At 55.5% G+C, this 18,414-nt stretch carries 14 protein-coding genes; 11 read left to right on the top strand and 3 right to left on the bottom strand.

Going from position 1 to position 18,414, the window contains the following annotated elements; translation table 11 throughout:
- The first annotated feature begins 3 nt into the window (after positions 1-3).
- The 3 genes from CX651_RS15210 to CX651_RS15200 all read left to right on the top strand — a co-directional run bounded on the left by CX651_RS15210 (position 4) and on the right by CX651_RS15200 (position 3,869).
- Positions 4-1,035, top strand: a complete 1,032-nt coding sequence (locus CX651_RS15210; RefSeq protein WP_101056730.1) for a hypothetical protein — start codon at positions 4-6, stop codon at positions 1,033-1,035.
- 395 nt (positions 1,036-1,430) lie between these two features.
- A complete protein-coding gene (locus CX651_RS15205; RefSeq protein ID WP_101056729.1) occupies positions 1,431-3,386 on the top strand; it encodes a BCCT family transporter in 1,956 nt (651 codons plus the stop codon).
- A gap of 81 nt (positions 3,387-3,467) precedes the next feature.
- Complete coding sequence (locus CX651_RS15200; protein WP_101056728.1) at positions 3,468-3,869, top strand: hypothetical protein; 402 nt, start codon at positions 3,468-3,470, stop codon at positions 3,867-3,869.
- 50 nt (positions 3,870-3,919) lie between these two features.
- Here the strand turns inward: CX651_RS15200 and CX651_RS15195 are convergent, their stop codons facing one another.
- Together CX651_RS15195 and CX651_RS15190 are read right to left on the bottom strand one after the other, a co-directional pair.
- Positions 3,920-6,631: a hypothetical protein gene (locus CX651_RS15195; protein WP_101056727.1), complete on the bottom strand. Its 2,712-nt coding sequence runs from the start codon at positions 6,629-6,631 to the stop codon at positions 3,920-3,922.
- A gap of 165 nt (positions 6,632-6,796) precedes the next feature.
- The gene (locus tag CX651_RS15190; protein WP_101056726.1) at positions 6,797-9,517 is read right to left on the bottom strand and encodes a hypothetical protein; all 2,721 of its coding nucleotides are present in this window, start codon (positions 9,515-9,517) and stop codon (positions 6,797-6,799) included.
- Positions 9,518-9,941: 424 nt separating this feature from the next.
- On the opposite strand from CX651_RS15190, the gene CX651_RS15185 reads away from it, so the two are divergent.
- From CX651_RS15185 to CX651_RS15160, 7 genes are all read left to right on the top strand, one after another.
- Positions 9,942-11,228, top strand: coding sequence for an acetyl-CoA hydrolase/transferase family protein (locus CX651_RS15185; protein WP_101056725.1), 1,287 nt, complete (start codon positions 9,942-9,944; stop codon positions 11,226-11,228).
- 95 nt (positions 11,229-11,323) lie between these two features.
- Positions 11,324-14,578 carry an nSTAND1 domain-containing NTPase gene (locus CX651_RS15180; protein ID WP_101056724.1) on the top strand — a complete coding sequence of 1,085 codons (3,255 nt, stop codon included), beginning with the start codon at positions 11,324-11,326 and terminating at the stop codon, positions 14,576-14,578.
- 20 nt (positions 14,579-14,598) lie between these two features.
- Positions 14,599-14,952: a DP-EP family protein gene (locus CX651_RS15175; protein ID WP_101056723.1), complete on the top strand. Its 354-nt coding sequence runs from the start codon at positions 14,599-14,601 to the stop codon at positions 14,950-14,952.
- Positions 14,953-15,081: 129 nt separating this feature from the next.
- Positions 15,082-15,216, top strand: coding sequence for a hypothetical protein (locus CX651_RS20285; RefSeq protein ID WP_268249220.1), 135 nt, complete (start codon positions 15,082-15,084; stop codon positions 15,214-15,216).
- A gap of 74 nt (positions 15,217-15,290) precedes the next feature.
- Complete coding sequence (locus CX651_RS15170) at positions 15,291-15,821, top strand: DP-EP family protein (RefSeq protein WP_101056722.1); 531 nt, start codon at positions 15,291-15,293, stop codon at positions 15,819-15,821.
- Positions 15,822-16,060: 239 nt separating this feature from the next.
- A complete protein-coding gene (locus CX651_RS15165) occupies positions 16,061-16,993 on the top strand; it encodes a sensor domain-containing diguanylate cyclase (protein WP_101056721.1) in 933 nt (310 codons plus the stop codon).
- A gap of 10 nt (positions 16,994-17,003) precedes the next feature.
- On the top strand, positions 17,004-17,288 hold the full coding sequence (locus CX651_RS15160; RefSeq protein ID WP_101056720.1) for a hypothetical protein: 285 nt from the start codon (positions 17,004-17,006) through the stop codon (positions 17,286-17,288).
- Here the strand turns inward: CX651_RS15160 and CX651_RS15155 are convergent.
- Positions 17,258-17,863 carry a histidine phosphatase family protein gene (locus tag CX651_RS15155; RefSeq protein ID WP_101056741.1) on the bottom strand — a complete coding sequence of 202 codons (606 nt, stop codon included), beginning with the start codon at positions 17,861-17,863 and terminating at the stop codon, positions 17,258-17,260. The genes CX651_RS15160 and CX651_RS15155 overlap by 31 nt on opposite strands.
- 73 nt (positions 17,864-17,936) lie before the next feature.
- Between CX651_RS15155 and CX651_RS20280 the strand changes: the two genes are divergently transcribed.
- On the top strand, positions 17,937-18,062 hold the full coding sequence (locus tag CX651_RS20280) for a hypothetical protein (protein WP_263619351.1): 126 nt from the start codon (positions 17,937-17,939) through the stop codon (positions 18,060-18,062).
- The last annotated feature ends 352 nt before the right edge of the window (positions 18,063-18,414 follow it).

Below are 18,414 nucleotides of genomic sequence, written 5' to 3'. Positions count from 1 at the left end.
GCAATGGGATTGAGACAATCGTCCAACAGCATGGCTAAGGTGATTAGCGATCTCTTTGTTCAGCCAGAGTTTGGCGGGGCGGAACAAACCCGCGACCGGAGTCGCTATTTTATTGCGCTGCTGCCCATGCTGGCTATCCATTATCAGTGGCAACTGGTGTACATGTTCTCACCTTCACTGCTGCTGGCAATTCGAGAGGTCGACTTCTTTATTTTACTGTTGGCTATCTTGGCAACTGGGCTGCAACTCAGTATAGGTGCAGGGTTGCTGGCAGCGCATGTCGCTATTGGGCGACGGGCGTTCGGGTATTGGTGCGGTGTGCCGCTGGCATTGGTGAATATCCTGTTCGGCTTCTCCTACCCAACGCTACTGAGCATGCTTCAGTTTGACAAGACTATGCCTTGGCTTGGCTTGATGTTTGCCTTGGGCTGCGCTGTTGTTTGGCTGGTAGTGCAGTTACTGATCTACCTGTTTCGGCCTCCCTTGGTAAAAGTTGAACCTGAACACCCTTTGCTGGCTCATCGTAAGGGGTGCGCCCCCGATCGTCAGACGCCGGCGTTGGCTTTCTTTCGCAGCAGCATGATACTGGGGCTTTGCAATGGATTGTTTCTCGGATGGCTGACCTTTATGGTGCAAACTTCCGGTTCCCCTGCTTTTGCGTTGCGGTCTTTGCTGCGGCTTGAAGGGCAGGGGACAGGAACGCTCATCATGTTTTGGTTACTGCCCAGCCTCTATTTCGGCTACATGGTTCTCAGTCGCAGGGCTCGTAATCTGGGGTGGTCAGTCGCTAAGACGGTATGTTTGATGTTGTTTATTACTCTACTGTTATTACCCGGGAGCGGTGTTGTTTTCGGTCTGGCCCTGTCCTTTATGGACTCCTACGCCAGTTACATCCTTATCAGCATCTCACTGATGCTGCTTTGGGGAGCTATGCTCTCGACTTCACTGCTGAATATGATGCTGCTTTGGCTGGTGCCAAAGGACCCAAGAAGCAGTCGTGAAACCCAGGCGGCCTGGATGAAGCTGAAGCAGTAGCGAAGCGCCAGACTGACAGCCAGATTCTGCCGGTTGTTGGTACTTTGTCTGTATGGGCCCCTGTGACTGTGGGCCCTTTGCTTGTTGAGTCTCTTGGCTTTATCACTCTCCTTGCTTTCATGAATGGCACCTCCCAGACCGGGGTAAACTTGCAATCACGCACATAAATCCTTATGGTCTTAAGCGTTTTATCGTATTTACTGAAATAGTCAGCAATTCATACAAGCTGGACACAAATATCTCATCACGTAACAATCCTATTGATTTACGTCACTTTTTGTACGTTTTCCGGATAAAGATAATCGACTGGATGGCGACTTGTGCCTATTTTATCCGGCATGGGCCTCTGCCTGTGGCCCCAGCTCCCGAACGGAGACAAACAGAAGAGCAAAAGCATGAAAAAACACTTCGAACTCATAGATAAAGCCACTTTCTTCGGTGCTCTGGGCCTGCTGCTTGTAGTTGTGATCCCGCTGGCGCTGTTTCCGGTTGAAGGTGCCGAATGGATCGCCGTTGCCAAGGCGTTTATGACGGATAAATTGGGTTTTGCCTACCTGTCGCTCGGGTTGGCGGCATTCTTCTTTATGATTTACATCATCTTTTCTGACATCGGCCAGATTAAGCTTGGCGATGCCGATGAAAAGCCGGAATTTGCCACAGCTTCCTGGGCAGCGATGCTGTTTTGCGGCGGTATAGGCGCCAGTATCCTCTATTGGGGCACAATTGAATGGGCCTATTACTATCAGCATCCACCATTTCAACTTCAAGCCGGCAGTGAAGAAGCGGTGCGCTGGGCCGCCACTTATGGCCTCTTCCACTGGGGGCCTATCGCCTGGAGCATCTATTTGATCCCTGCCATCCCCATTGCTTACTTCTTTTATGTTCGCAGACAGCCTGTGCTCAAGGTATCGGCGGCCTTGATGCCCGTGATAGGGGAAGGCCGCAGTCACGGCAAGCTCGGCAAGTTTATCGATATATTGTTTATTTTCGGCTTGCTCGGCGGGGCGGCTACCACTCTGGGGTTGGCGGCGCCGCTGATCAACGAAGGCCTGAGTTACTTGTTTGAGCTGCCATCGACCACGGGTAGCCAGATTGGGGTTTTGCTTCTGTGTACTGCACTGTTTGCCTATTCCTCCTATAAGGGGATGGATGAAGGCATTAAGGTGCTGAGTAATATCAACTTCTGGGGCGCGCTGGCGCTGCTGGCATTTATTCTGTTTGCCGGCCCTACTATTTTTATGTTGGAAACCGGCCTGGACTCTCTGGGACGTATGTTGAACAACTTCTTTATCATGGCCACCTGGGCCGAGCCTTTCGGTGGTTTGGGGACTTTTGAGAATACCCATTTTCCTCAGGACTGGACCATCTTCTATTGGGCCTGGTGGTTGGTGTTTGCCCCCAGCATGGGCTTGTTTGTGGCGCGGATCTCCCGCGGCCGAACCATCAAACAGATGGTGGCCGGTTCAATTTTCTTCGGCTCTCTGGGCTGTGCCATGTACTTTATGATCTTGGGTAATTTCGGCCTGTCGTTGCAGTTGTCGGGGGAGCTGGATGTGGTGGGTATCCTCAATGAACACGGGGCGACCAGGGCAATTTTTGCGATATTGGAGCAGTTGCCGTTCAGCTATCTGGTCATCGCCGTCTTTACGCTCTTGTGTATCATCTTTACCGCCACCACCTTTGATTCCATCTCTTATATTCTGGCGTCCGTGGTGCAAAACAATGTGACCGAGGAGCCACTGCGCTGGAACCGCCTATTTTGGGCCTTTACTCTGTCTTTTATGCCTTCGGTACTGATGTTTATGGGTGGGCTCGCCACCTTGCAGACGGCGGCTATCGTCGGTGGTCTGCCGCTCTTGGTGATCGCCGTGATGCTGATGATGTCCGGGGTCAAGGCGGCCATGTTGGACTTGAGTCATCAGGATGGTTACGAGGATCCCGTGATTAATATTTCGGATCTGCCAGAGGTTGACCCCTGGAGCCGCGAAGGCCAGGCGCTGGCCAAGTTTGAACAATTGCGAGACAGCGCCATTGAGGCCGCCGATGCCGAGCGTGAAGCCCTGGACGCTATCTGGGAGCTGAAAAAACAGCTGCGTCGTGAAGCCTTGAGCCGCAGTGAATCGCACCTGGAATTGGGGGATGCGCCCGATGAGTCACTTGCCGAGCTGCAGCGCCTCACAGATGAAGCCATGACGGCAAAGGAGCGTAAACTGCAAGCCTCGGAGCAAGCCCAGTCTGCCCGCATTACCTTCAATGAGCTGATGCGGCAGAAACAGGAAGAGGAAGCATTGCAGGCGCAGGAAGAAGCCAAGGCGCAGATTATTGAACGCCTCAATGGCCGCGACTCGTAACGTTATGGCCCGGTTTGCCGCCCGGGCCTAAAACGGCTAAAATTTTTGTCGCATCAATCGATTGAATATAGGACGTTATACATGAATGGAGCGGGAGGGAGTTCCGGCGGCATTGGTCAGTTTTTTATTGGCCTTATCATGATGTGTGGTGGCGGTTATATGCTGCTCAACGCCATTCGGGTATCCAGCAACTTTGGTCTGGGCACCCGCTTGTATGGTGTCCCCGCATTTGGCAGCCAGTGGGGGATCACCGGTGGTATGATCTTGGTGCCCTTTATTCTGGGGGTTGGGATGATTTTCTATAACGGCAAGAATATTCTTGGCTGGTTATTGGCGATTGGCTCAATCACAGCGATGATCTTTGGGGTGATCTCTACCATTCACTTTAGCCTGCGCAGCATGAGCAGTTTTGATCTCTTGGTGATCCTTGTATTGCTGACAGGTGGCATAGGTTTGTTCCTGCGCTCACTCAAAGGCAGCTGAAACTATCTCAAAAAGGCGTTACTGCGTTGACCGGCAACGCCTTTTTAATCTTAAAACAACTTATTCAGCATGCGCCTGACGACGCTCGACTCGTCTTGCTTGAATGGCTCAGTGTTTTCTTTGGTGAGGAAATTATGGTTGGCGATGATTTCCAGCAGGCGTTTGCGCTCATCCGCGGTCAACTGCCCGGACATATCCGGCAGTCGCTGCTGGCTGGCCAAGTGGATAATGAAAGACTCAGGTTGCCGCCCTTCGTGCATGGCAAAATACACAGTGGCTTGTGGCGTCACACCTATCCTATCCAACCAGAGTAGCGCCCAGAATTCCTTGTCGGCTTCAAGTTGCAGGCTCACATCGACATCGCCTATGCTTGAGTGCCCAAGCGCTTCATCCTGCCAACGCTCGGCCATATTCAGATGGCCTTCGGCAACCAAATGGTTGACATAGGCTTCCCTGACACTGGGACAGCCCAACCAGTGCAGCCCTCGCTTCCCAAGACCGCTGAGAAACAGTGCCAGCCGCTCTCCCATCTCGGTTGGCAACAGCCAGACAAAGTCTGCCACGCCAACTTTGCCGCGATAATCGCTGTAGGGATCCCAACCTTGTAGAACCGGCAGTTTCAAGGCTTGTGGTGTCAGGTTTTCCAGGCCTTCGCCGCTTTGCAAATAGGCCTGTAACTTGTCATAGACAGCCTTCGCCGCTGCCGGTTTGAGTTTCTGCTCCAGGCCGCGTTGCAGGCTGAGGTTAAATAGCTCAAAGGCTTGCTGCGGTAAGGGGCGCTCCGGGAAACAGGCCTTGAGATCGGCAATAAACCCCAGCATGGCAGTTTCATCGCAATAGCCGAGGGCATCCAACAGCTTTTGTTGAGCCAGCCAATGGCTGCGGCCTATCATGCTGTTATCTTCTGGATCGCCTTCGGCAAAGCTTGCCAATCGCTCCAGGTATCGTTGCCAGAAGCGCTCGTTGGCCGGCGCATAGCGTGCGATGCGCCTGTCTTGCAGCAAAGTATGGGCATCCAGCTGCGCCTCGCTGACTCCCAGTGTCAGCAGCTTTTGATGCAGGCTCTGCTCTGTCTGCGGATCATCTATGGCGGCATATCCCTCATAGTTTGCATAAAACTGACTGATGCGGCTGATAAGCACCATAGGCGCCAGTTTCAAAAGCAGTTGCCAGTGGCGCTGGGCCAGGATCTGCAGTTCGGTGTGAGCCTCTGGCAGTTGGCTATTTAACAGGAAAAACAGGCTGAGCAGGCCGCGCTGGAAACCATCGTCCGGGAAAAACAACCAGTAGGCCGCTTGACGCTGGCTTATCTGGCTTCCGCGTTTTCCCCCATCCTTGCCAAGTAGCGATTCGGCAACGGCGGCCATAGTGTCAGCATCCTGCTGCTCCTTGGCCTCAGTGAGCCAGGCCTTGAGTATCAAATGCTGCGGATTATCGTTGTTGAAGCGGCCACCATGCCGATTGAAGACACGCATATAGGCAGTGAGGAAATGCTGCTCCAGCCAGCCAAGCAGAGCCTGGGTTTCTGCCTCTGTGCACTCGGGGCGGCCGAGCCGATAGGAAGCATAGGCGATGCCTCCCAGGTGAGTCGGCAACTTGTCCAGTGCCGCCTGCAGACGATCGGCAATGGCTGTATCCAACTGTGCGAAGTCACTTTGCTTGCAGGTATGGCTAAGCAGGAAAAAAGGCAGCGCTTCCAAGCTGGGTAGTTGGCAGTTGCCTTGAGTTTGCCCGGGGCTCTTGCCACTTTCCTGCTCTGCCTGGGCACTGCCGGTATCTGTCTTATCCTGCTGCCAGGGGGCGAACCTGTCGTCCATCAGCCAGGCTTCGGCAACCTGTGCCTTGGGCTCAACGCCGAGCGCATCCTGCAGCGCCAGCGCCTCATCTTCCACCCTATGCCCCAAGATCAATTGCTGCTTGACCTGATCCCGCCACAGCTCAGTGTCTTCAAGTTCCGCTTCTACCGGCCAGTCGTCCAGGCTGTAGAAGAATTCCAGTATTGGCTGGGTTTCTTCCAGCGTTTGTTCATCGGCATAGGCCAGCAGCGGGGTTTGCTTTAGACGTTTGAGCAGCTGCGCCTTAAACCAGGCGTAATCGTCAGCATGTTCGGTAAAGTGTTCCAGCAGGCTGGGGTTGACTGGATCACCCTCGGCGGTTTGGAAAAAACAGCGGCGGCTCTGTTCGCCATCACAGTGCAGATAGGCGTGGATCAGTTCGCGGCGCCAGCCGAACTCCTCTACCAGTTTGCCCAGCAGTTCCACGGGTGTATAGCCGCTGTCCAAATCCCAGTAAGGCACTAAAAAGGTGGCCAGATAATGACTCAGTTCGGGATATTGCCTGGCCAGCATGTAGAGGGCTTCCACCCCGAAGACGTTGTAGTCATCGAGAAAGAGATCGCTAAAGTCGTTACGACTGCGGGAGAAGGCCACCATGGCCTCGGCTGTTGCCTTGATCTCGTCCAATAGCTCGGGGAAGTTCAACGCTGCGGCAAACAGCACGGCTTCAGTGTAATATTTAAAGGTGTGGTGCGCTCGAGCGGCGCTGAGTGCATGCACCAGCAAGTTGCGGTTGCCGCCGGCATCGTCATTGCTGAGTGGCTGCTGTTGCTCGTTGACAAACTCGATATTGAACCGCAGGGAGCCTTCAAGACGAAAGGCGCTGCCATCGTGCAGGTGTTGCCGGTATTGCTGCAGCGCCTGGGCGATGCTGGCGGGATCTTGTGGCTTGAGGCTAATGCTGAGGGTTTTGTCGAACTGGGGCATATTGCTTCCTTGATATTAAATTCCGGTCGTTGCCTGTAAGGCACTTCCTGTTAAACAACCGGCGATCGCGCCGTGAGCCAGGGCGTGGCAGTTATCCTGTTATTACTCGTTTATTGGGTTATTCCCAACTGCTGTTTTATCAATGTCTTCCTTAAGAGCCTGCTATTAAGAGCCTTGCGCCAAATCTTTGGCCAGTTGCCGGACCGCGGCAGACTCGTCTTGCAGGAAGGCGCTGAAAAGCTCGGCGTCAGCCCCGGCTTGCGCCAGCAACTTCAGCAGGCGTACACGTTCGTCTATGGTCAAGAGCTGCGAGGTCTCCGGCAGTCGGCCCTCATCGGCCAAATGTTTGAGGAAGGGTGCCGGGGCGCGGCCTTGGCTTACGGCGAAATAGGCAGTGCTCTGCGGCGCTACGCCTATGCTGTCCAGCCAGCCAAGGGCCCAGTTTTCCTTGGTACTCTGAAAGGCTAACCCTGTGTCATAGTCGCTGTGACGCTTGTGTCCTACGCTGTGATCTTCCCAGCGCTGCGCCATCGAGAGACTACCCTCGGCAATGAGGTGGTTGACATAGGCCGTCTCCACACTCGGCCGGTGAAGCCAATACAGGCTTTGGGTTCCAAGGCCTGCGAGAAACAGGGCCAAACCTCGCCCTTGCGCTTCGGGCAATAGCCAGACAAAGTCGCTAAGCTCAGCGGCATCGGCGGGGTCGTCCGAGCGGCAAGGCGCCCAGTCCTGCAACTCGGCCGTGGCTTGGGGCGTCAAGGGTTCAAGCCCTTCGCCCGATGTCAGATAAGCCTTGAGTTGGCGGCAGAGGCTTTGCGCCTGCTCTTCGGTAAATGATTTGCTGAAGCTTTGCCGCAGGCAAAGATCAAACAGTTCGAAAAACGCCTGCGGCAGAGGCGTCTCGGGGAAGTTGGCCTTGAGATGGCCAAAAAAGCTCAGCCTCGGCAGCTCGCGGCTAGAATCCAGCGCTTGCAACAACTGCTGCTGTTGCTGCCAGAGGCGGCGGCCTATCATGCTGTTATCCTCTGGGTCGGCTTCGGCAAACCGGCTAAGCCTGGTGATATAACCTTGCCAGAAGCGTTTATCGGCCGGGCGATAGGCAGCCACCTGTTGTGCTGTCAGCAGGGTATGAGCATCAAGCTGCGCCTCGCTCACACCCAGCTTGAGCAGGTTTTGCCGCAATTCGGCCTCGAGATGCTCATCGTCAATGGCGGGATAGAAGGCGTAGTCAGCCCAGCAATAATAAATTTTTTCAATCAGTTGCAGCGGATCCAGCGTCAGCCATAGCTGCCAATGCCTTTGTGCCAGGGTTTTCAATGCCTGCCACTGCGGCGCTTCGAGCTCCGGGGCGCAGAGCAGGAAATACAGCGCCAACAAGCCGTTTTGGAATCCTTTATTGCCATTGGAGCACAAGAGTGCAATACGCTTTCCGTCCTTACTGGTATAGAGTATCTCAGAGGCAATTTGAGCCATCTTGGCAACATCGCCCTCGGTGTCTATATCCGTGAGCCAGCTCTTGAGAAGGCGATGTTCACGCCTTTTCTTTTGGTACTCTCCGCCCTCATAGAAGATATGATGCTGAAACTGTAACGGCAGCTGCTGCGCCAGCCAGCGAAGCAGCGCCGCGGCCTCGTTGGCCTTGTCGGCTTCCGGGCTTAAGCTGTGGGGCGAGTTCAGGCGGCTCAGGCGATAGGCGGCATAGGCGCAGGCGCCAAGGCTCTTGGGCAGTTCGGCCAGCGCGCAAAGCATAGCCTCTCCCACTTCGGCATCTAGCTCTTCCAGCTCATCAATCCTGAGATAGTCTTCCGACTCTTCCAGGTCATAAAATAGCTCGGCATAGTCAGAGCCCGGCTCGTTATCATACTGATCCCAGTCATAGTCTTCTGCCAGAGCCTGCTCTTCCCCGGTTTGCCATAGACAATGACGGTCGTCTTCCCGCCAGGCCTCTGCCACTATTACCAGAGGTTGGCTCTGCTCGCTCAGCTGCGCCAGCAAGGAAAGTGCTTCATCCTCTACCCGGCGACCCAAGATCAATTGCTGCTTGACCCGATCCCGCCACAGTTCAATGTCGTCAATGTCAGCCTCTACCGGCCAGTCGCCCAGACTGTAGAAGAACTCCAGTACCGGCTGGGTTTGTTCAAGCGGTTGTTCATTGGCATAGGCCAGCAGTGGCGTTTGTTCGAGACGTTTAAGCAGCTGCGTCTTAAACCAGGGGTAATCGTCCGGATGCCCGGCAAAATGTTCCAGTAGGCTGAGGTTGACTGAATCACCCTCTGTGGTCTGGAAAAAGCAGCGGCGATTCTGCTCGCCGTCGCAGTGCAGATAGGCGTGGATCAGTGCGCGGCGCCAGCCGAACTCCTCCACCAGTTTGCCCAGCAGTAACACAGGTTGGTAGAAGCTTTCCAAGTTCCAGTAAGGTACCAGAAAGGCGGCCAGATAATGGCTCAGCTCGGGATATTGCCTGGCCAGCATGTAGAGGGCTTCCACCCCGAAGACGTTGTAGTCATCGATAAAGAGATCGCTGGAGTCGTTGCGGCGGCGGGAGAAGGCCACCATGGCCTCGGCTGTGGCCTTGAGCTCGTCCAATAGCTCGGGAAAGTTCAGCGCTGCGGCAAAGAGTACCGGTTCGGTGTAAAAGCTGAGTCTGTGATCCCGGCGGGCAGTATCGAGGGCGTGTTCCAACAAAGGGCGGTTGGCACCGGCATCGTCACGGTTAAGCGGCCGCAGCTGCTGATTGACGAACTCAATATTGAATAGCAAGGAGCCATTGAGCCGAAAGGCGCTGCCGTCGTTCAGGTGTTGCCGGTATTGCTGCAGTGCCAGGGCGATGCTGGCGGGATCTTCTGGATTGAGGCTGACGCTGAGGGTCTTGTCGAATTGAGACATACTACTTCCTTGAAACTTGAGTCCTGCCCGGGCACAGCTAATCAGTGGAACTTGCAGCTGCAGCCTGGGGCCCGGCTAGTCTAACGACTGAGACCTTGAGGGTAAACGCCTTATCCGCCGCGGTGGCATTTTTGTGAGGCTCGCAGTTTGCAACCTGTTTGCTGTGGCGTAGCGCTCACTTTCCACAGTCGCGGGGTTTAGGTTGTTTGTTAGGGATTGCCCTTCACAGAGCAACTGGCTAGGGTTAAGGCCTTTTTGTACAGGAGTTGGTTTTCCCACCGGCGGAGCCTGTCATGGCTTGGGTGAAGTCGTCTCGATGGGACAGCCCAAGTCAATCAGGTGGGGTGTGGGAAAATAAATACGGCATTGGTTCAATCAAACTCCTGTCACGGAACGGTATAAATAAAAATAAGGAAGCAGCAGTATGGCGCCAAGAGTTTGTTCCAATGCACTGGAAGCGGTATCCCTGATAGGGAATGATGAATTTATCTGGACCCACTCTATGGGGGCTACGCCCAGAGTCTTGCTGGAGGCGCTGGCACAGCATGCCATGACGCGGCAGAACCTGACCTTGCTGCAACTGCATACCGAGGAAGCCGAGGCCTTGAGTGTGCCCGAGCTCAAGGGCCATCTGCGCCATCGTTGTTTCTTTGGCGGCGCCCCGACCCGCGCCCTGTTGGCCAGTGGCGAGGCGGATTATGTGCCTGTCTTTTTATCCGAGGTGCCCAAGCTGTTTCGCTCCGGCGAGCAACCCATAGATACGGCACTGGTACAGGTGTCACCGCCGGACAGCCATGGCAACTGTTCACTGGGGATCAGTGTCGAAGCCAGCCGCGCCGCTTGTGATGTGGCCGGCCGGATCATAGCCCATATCAACCCGCAAATGCCGCGCACCCATGGCGACAGCTTTGTACCCTATGACCGCTTTGCCGCCGTGTATGAACAGAGTTCGCCGCTGCCCGAACACCCCATGGCCGGAGCCGATGCCATCAGCCAGGCTATCGGCAAGCATGTGGCCTCTCTGGTTGAAGACGGCGATTGTCTGCAGATGGGGATAGGTGCCATTCCGGATGCCGTGTTGGGGCAGTTGGCAGACAGACGAAACTTAGGGATCCACACCGAGCTGTTTTCCGACGGCATTCTGGCGCTTTATCGCTCCGGGGCGATTAACAACAGCCGCAAGAAGGTGCATCCGGGGAAGTTGGTCACCGGCTTTGCGCTTGGCAGCCGCGCCCTCTATGACTTTGTCGATGACAACCCCGAAGTACTGTTTCTGGATATAGAGCAGGTTAATGACACCTCGGTTATCCGCCGCAACCCGCAGGTAATGGCCATCAACTCGGCGCTGCAAGTGGATATTTCCGGCCAGGTGTGCGCTGACTCCATAGGTACCCGAATCTATTCCGGGGTAGGCGGGCAGATGGACTTTATTCGCGGCGCCGGTCTCTCTCCCGGCGGGCGCTCGGTTATCGCCCTGCCGAGCACGGCCGCCAACGGCGCGGTTTCCCGTATCGCGCCTGTGCTGAGCCCAGGTGCCGGGGTGGTGACTACCCGGGCCCATGTGCACTATATTGCCACCGAATATGGTTGTGCCAACCTCTGGGGCCGCAGTATCCGCGAGCGGGCCAGAGCCTTAATCGATATAGCGCATCCGGATTTTCGCGAATCCCTGTGCCGGGAGACATTCGAGCTCTGGGGTTTGAGTATTTGAGTTAACGCTCATTAGGTAAAACTTAACACTGTTATCATGGTGTTAACTTTGTATACCGGGTAAGATGCGGTCAATCTCTTATCGCGGTAGGTTCCATGAGCGACAGCAGCTTCTTTTTGGGTGATTGGCAGGTCGATCCCGGCAGCAATAGTTTGCGGCTGGGAAAGCGCCTGCGGCAGTTGGAACCCAAAGCCATGGATGTGCTGCTGTATCTGTGTCGTCGCAGCGGCGAGGTTGTCAGCAGCGATGAGCTGCTGGATGCCTGTTGGCCCGGCAGCGACACGGGCGATAACCCGCTGCACAAGACCATCAATCAGCTGCGTCGGGCGCTGGACGACAAGGCCGGCGATCCTTCTTTCATCGAAACTATCCGCAAACGCGGCTATCGAGTTGTAGCCGATGTCCGTTTCCCCATCGGCCACGAAGCCAGTTTGCCGTCGCTGGCCTGGAGCCAGGGCTCACCATTTCCCGGGTTAAAACCCTTCAGCGCCGATTATGCCGGGGTGTTTTTCGGCCGCAGCGAACAGATCAACGCCTTACTGGAACGCATAGCCAGGCAGATTAAACATGGCCGCGGTTTTTGCTTGCTGCTTGGCCCCAGTGGCAGCGGTAAGTCATCGCTGATTCACGCAGGCATTTTGCCCAATCTGGCTTCGCCTCAGGGCTTTCACGGCATAGGCCTGGCCTGCTATTCGATACTGGATCTGGCCGATGTCGCCGAAGATCAACTGCTGCTGGAGTTGGCCGCCGCCATGCTCGACTGGGAGCTGGACGATGCGCCGGTATTGGCAGGCTACAGCGCCGAAACGCTGGCTCACGCCCTGGAGCAGGATATCGACAGCCTCTGCGCCCAACTCTGCCGGGCGCTGCCGTCCCAAAATTGGCAGAAGCCCAGGTTCGGCCTGTTTGTCGACCGTCTGGAAGTGCTGCTGTCTTCGCCGCGCTTCTCGGCCGCCGCCCGTGAGCAGGGGCTGGCGCTGCTCGACACTCTGGCGCGTTCCGGAGCCGTATTGCTGCTCAGCGCCTGTCGCAATGAATTCTACCCTCAGGTGGTTGCCAGCCCCAGCTTGATGGCGGGCAAGGGCAATGGCGCCCATTTCGATCTCTTGCCGCCCAGCCGTCAGGAACTGTTGCAGATGATACGTTTGCCGGCCGCAGCCGCAGGCCTGAACTGGGAATTTGACCCTGAATCGGCACTGGGCTTGGATGAGCTGCTGTGCCGTGAGGCCGCCAGTAACCCGGATGCCCTGCCCATGTTGCAGTATATGCTGCAGGCCCTGTATCTGCAGCGCAGTGACGACAACCAGTTGCAACTGGCGGTTTATCACCGTCTGGGGGGGCTGGCCGGAGCCATAGGCCAGGCCGCCGAAGATGCCATCGCCTCCTTGTCTAGCTCGCAAAGGGCGGCCCTGCCGCGGGTGCTGTCGCTGCTGGTGACCCTCAGGGAAGATGAGCAGTCGGTCACCAGTCGCAGCGCCAGATATTCCGAATTGGCCACGGATGCCGAGCGCGCCTTGGTTCAGGCCTTGGTCGATAGTCGGCTGTTTGTCTCCCATCTGGAGGACAGCGAACCCGGTTTCAGCATAGCCCATGAAGCCTTGCTCAGACGTTGGTCCAGGGCCAGAGACTGGATAGATAGCCACAGGGAAGGGCTGGCGGCCAAGGCCAGGCTGTTCCATCAGGCCAGGCGCTGGCAGCAACAGCAGTGCAGCCGCGATTTTCTGCTGCCCCAGGGCAAGCCGCTGACCGAAGCGCTGGCGCTGAAAAACGATCCCCTGCTTGAACTGGATCCAGTCAGCGAAAGCTATGTTGCCGCCTCCAGCGCCAGAGGGCAGCGCCAGCGGCGCCTCAAGGGCGCGACCTTCATGCTTTTATGCCTCTTGACCCTCATCTCGGTATTCATGAGTTATCGCAGCGTTGAAGCCGAGCAGCAGGCGCAGGCCAAGCGCCTGGCGGCAGAAGACTTGCTGGGCTTTATGGTGGGCGACTTTGCCGACAAGCTGCGCAGCATAGGCCGGATGGATCTGCTCGATGGTGTCAGCAACAAGGCGCTGGATTATTTTCGCGAGGCCGACAGCAGCCTGAGTGAGGCGGCGTTGTTTCGCCATGGCCAGACACTGGAAGCCATGGGTGAGGTGGCCTATTCCCGTGGCCGGGTGGATGAAGCGGAAAAGGCGCTGCTGGCTGCCAGAGACAAACTCTTGCCACTGCTGTCCGGCAGTACAGATCAGCTGGAGCTGTTAAAGACTCTTGGCGCCAATGCTTTCTGGCTTGGGCAACTCAAGTATGACCAGAGCGATTGGCAGGGCACCCGCCCCTGGCTTGAGGCTTATCTGCAACACAGTCAGGCCATGTACCGACTGGCGCCGGACAACAGCGAAGCGTTGATGGAACTCTCCTACGCCCATAACTCTCTGGGGTCATTGTCGATGACGCTGCAGGAGTTCAGCAAGGCGCGCCAGGGCTTTGAGGAATCGCTGCGGCTCAAGCTGATCGCGCTGGCAGAGTCGCCGGATGACCCTCAGCTCTTGGCCGATGTCGCCGATACCCGCTCCTGGCTTGCCAGTGCCGCCAGCGCTGAAGGGGATATTCAAGTAGCCATCGCCATTCATAGGCAGATAGCCGAAGAGTTAAAACGGCATGCTCAGAGAGAACCCTATCAGCTATATAGATTATCCGGGAATCTGGAGATCTTGGCTCAGTTATACAGAGCGGTGCAGCAACCCGAACTGGCCAGAGATAGCGCAATGGAAGCCAGTCGGGCTATTGCTGCCGCACTTGAGGCCGACCCGGAAAATGAGCGCTGGCGAATGCAGCAATCTTTTGTTGAGGTGTTACTGGTTAGCTTGCTACCGACATCAACAGAAAAAACGGCCATGCTAAATACTTTGAGTGGGCATCTGGCCAGTAAGCCGTCAAGCGAAACCTCGACTAAGCAGCTTAAATTGGAGGCTCGTTTTTGGTTGGCTGCTGCCAATGAGCGGCTCGAACAAGGTGATTATCAGCAAGCTCAGAAGCTTGCTTTGTTGGCAGAAGCGTTTTTTACAACATTAGGACAGAAAACGGTTTTGGGCACTGTGGATATGGGAGCCCTGGCCGAGGCTGGGCTTGTAATCGCCTATAGTGTGTCCATGTTAAATAACGATATAAGCTTTGCCTATACTCACTGCCAGAAAGTCAGCCGAAGTCTGCAACCATGGGTCACTGTGAATAGTGATGCCCGTATACTCGCGCCTTATGCTATGGCTTTGGATTGCATTGATGACCAACAGGAACTATTGAAAATGAAGGCTAAATTTGAGCCACTTGGTTATCGTTTTCGTCAATTTAAATACCCCCTCAAAAACTAACCTAAAACAAGGATGAAGCTATGTCTGTACCCGTAAAAAATATCATTGTCACTATTACATTGGATGATAACCGCGTGCCTCAGTTTGCCTATGAGCCGGACGGCCCAGTAGTGGTAGATAAGCCCAACACTCATATTATCTATAAGCTACAGGACAAGACAGATATGGATTTGGCCTTTGTTGGCGCCTCCTTCGATACCCCCTTCGACGGCATTATCGATGCGGTCAAGACCGAGGCGCCGGATATGCTGATACTGATGGATACCAATTCTGTGGTAGGCAAGACAGGCTTTAGGCTGATCCTCAGTAACAGCAACAATACTCTATTGGTTTCCAGCCAGGATCCTCAAATAGTGAATACTGGCAATAACTGAGTTAGTTTTATTGTCAAGTACTTAAATCTGGCTTGATTGCATTCATCTGGGTGGCTTCTGTACCTGAGCCACTCAATCAGTTTTTCTTCTCCACATAAGGCATGTGGATCTAATTGACATGGAGTCGTTATGCGTATTGCTTTGATGGTCAGCGCGCTGCTGGCAAGCTTTCCCCTGGCACTGAGTGCCGCTGCACAGGCCGAGATCGTTCTGGCGATGGCATCGGTAAAGAGTGACGCCGAGTTGCAACTCTTGCTGGCCTAGCCTTCGCCGTTGGAGCCCTTGGGGCAGTCTTTATCCGCCTTTATCAATAGCTTGGTGTTTGATAAGTAGGGGCTTTGCATCTGGATCGCCGGCTGTTGCAACAACCACTGAGTGCTTCGGAAGTCTATCGGATCCTGGCGCTGTTTGACTGGCCGTCACGGATGGCCGAGTTTGACCAGGCGGCGCAGCTGAGCCAAACCGACAACCTATTGTTGAAACCGCGTTTACCTTACTGTGATGTCAGTGAGCCCGTGGTGCTGAGTGTTACTCTGGATAGCGCCCGGCAGGCGAGCTTTCACTATTCACAGCAGGGCGTGGAGTGCAGCGGTGATGTGGTGGTCAGTGAACCCGCAGTGATCACCTATCAGCTGTTGAACCTGGAAGATTCTCCGGCCGGGCTGAAATTTGTCGGTGCCGCCTTCACCAATCCCTTCGATGGTCATATCGTTCGGGTCGAGGTCAGCGCCGATGGCTTGACGCTGCAACTGTATGACCCTATGCGTAATACAGGCACGGGCAAGTATCAATTCCTGTTCAGCAGTGAGGAATCGCCGCTCCTGTTGCCCAGTCCGGATCCACAAGTTATCAATAAAGATATAAAGTAGTTATTCCCCCCCCGATTTGCCGATCGGGGGATTCTTTCCCGCCCGAAAGCTCCTATGCTTGCCAATCATTGCCGTATTTTTGTGGTTGGACGCCTTTCCCGCCTACAGAAGGTTGGAATTATTAACGATATTTATCAATAGATTACATCGTAAGCTTATCAGAAGGTTAGCCTTGTACGTACGCGCTAGAGTTATCCCTGTCGAAATTGAACAACCCGCAGGTCGGGAGGGAGAACAGCATGGCAAGCCCCTACAACAATGAAGCTGGTTTTAGTCAGTGTGAGTGTGACAGCGAGGCTCTGGCGACCCTGATTGAGTGCATGCAGCAACCTATGGTGCTGGCCGATGGTGAGGGTAAAGTGTTGGCGGTGAACTCTCCGGCGGCCGAGTTGTTGGGTGATCAGAGCGAAACCTTTGCCGGTGAATTTTGGCATACCTGGTTGGCGGCGCCTTACCGTAGCCGCTATGCCAGCATGTTCAGCAGCCAATACGGTCGTCAGGTACCGCTGCAACATGGCCCCTGGGAGGTATTGCTCAGACGTGTCGATGGGATCGAGCTGCCGGTGAATCTGTCGCTTTCCTTTATTCAGGGCTTGCTGCCGCTGTTTGTGATTGGTTTGCATGATCTCAGCGGTCACAGGGATGAGATTAAACGCCTGTCCACCCTGGCGGCGACCGACTATTTGACCGGACTGGCCAATCGCCGCACTTTTACCGAGACACTGGAGCGCCAGTGGCAGCAGTGCGTCGATAAGTACAAGCCCATCAGCACCTTGATCATAGATGCCGACCATTTCAAACAGTTCAACGATCAGCATGGTCACCTGATGGGGGATGAATGCCTGAAATTGATGGCCAAGACCATAGCTGCCGCGTTGCCTTCGCCCCAGTGTCTGGCGGCGCGTTTTGGCGGTGAGGAGTTCGCCCTGGTGTTGCCCGGATTCAACAGCGCCATGGCCTGGGTGGTGGCCGAGCAGATAGCCGAGGCCATTCGTAGCCTGGACTTCGTCAAATTGGGGCTGAGCCGTGAGGTTTGTGTCAGTGTCAGCCAGGGGATTGCCACTGAGATCAATGGCCAGTACCGCACCGCCGAGGCCATGCTCAGCGCGGCGGACACAGCCCTGTACCGGGCCAAGAGCGATGGCCGCGACAGGATTAAGTTATCCGCCTGAGGAGGAGAGGATGAACTGGTATGTGATGACGCTGATGCCCAGCGCCCGGGAGCGGGCCGACTGGTTTGTCGATATTCAGCTGCGGCGCTACTGCCATTCGCCGAAAAAAGCCGCCCTGAGACTGTGGAAGGGCTATTGCACCGAGCCTTTGGTAAGACAGCTGCTGAGCGACTTACAACAGATAGCAGCGGCTGAGGGGCAACTCCCGGCGGAAGAGCTGCGCTATTTGCAGGCCTTGCTGGCCCACTTCGACTGGTTGGCGTGTCAGCAACAGATGCGTTTGAGTCTCTCCTGAGTCTCACTGTGAAAGTGATAGAGAGCATCCTGAGGCTTGTCCTGACGCCAAAGTGCCTTGTCATCCAGGCCCAGCAACAGGGCGCGCAGGATAATCCCTGTCAGGCCGTGCGACACAAGGATCACCCGCTCCGGGGTTGCTGGATCGGTCAGCCAATGTGCCAGCCGCTGTTGCACCTGGGGGAGTGTTTCTGCGCCCGGGCCCTGCAGATACCAGTCATTGCGCCCGGCAAGCTCGGGTCTGGCGGCGTGGATATCGGCGACCCGGGTCTGTTCCCATTCACCTAAACCGCATTCAATCACCCTGGGCTCGGCGATAATGGCGCCGGGATCCCGGCAAAGTACCTCTGCCACCAGAGTCGCCGTTTCCATGGCCCTTCCCAGCGGGCTGGAAACCAGCTGAAATTCGTGTTCAGGATTTATTGCCGATTGCAGCCGTTGTTGCAAGACAACACCATAAGCTCTTGCCTGCGCCCTGCCGAGTTCGGTCAGCGGTGAGTTACAGTGTCCCTGCAGCTTACCGGCGGCATTAAATTCAGTTTGGCCGTGGCGTAGTATAAATATTTCCTTTGGCATGGCGGTCAATTCCCGATACTGCTTAAACGGTTGGCTGCGAAAGAGGGTACTCCCCGGCTGCGGAAGGAGCAAGTTGGGACTGAATACTAGTGACTCACTTGCCATGGGCTTCCTGGCCATCTGCATCGCAGGTGATGGGCTGCAGCTTAGCCAGCAGATAAACCCAAGGTCATTGGTTAGTTTTTGCCTGAAGCTATGATAGCCGCTGTGCCAGCGGCCTAAAGTCGTGGTGTAAGTGCATCCATGCACAAAGGCCAGTTCGCCATCCCTGGCTCTCGCTCGTAGCCGGTCGCTAGGCGACACTCGCCAAACCACACCGGGCAAGGGGCTTTGCTTGTCCAAAGCCCCTTGCATCCCCAAGGACACCCCGACGTAGCCGAAATCCCCGCTGGCTTATGAAACAAATTGGCTACACTCAGGACTCGCCAAATGCATCCATGCATAACGGCCGGCTCGCCTTCCTTGGCTCGCGCTCATAAGCTTGTCGCTTCGCAATATTCGCCCTGCTCGACCTTCGAGCCTCGACATCCCTGTCTCGGCTACGCCAATTT

Origin of the sequence: Shewanella chilikensis (genome assembly GCF_002836945.1) — a bacterium.
In the GTDB taxonomy this organism is placed as follows: Bacteria; Pseudomonadota; Gammaproteobacteria; order Enterobacterales; family Shewanellaceae; genus Shewanella; species Shewanella chilikensis.
This window is presented reverse-complemented; position numbering and strand designations above follow the sequence as displayed.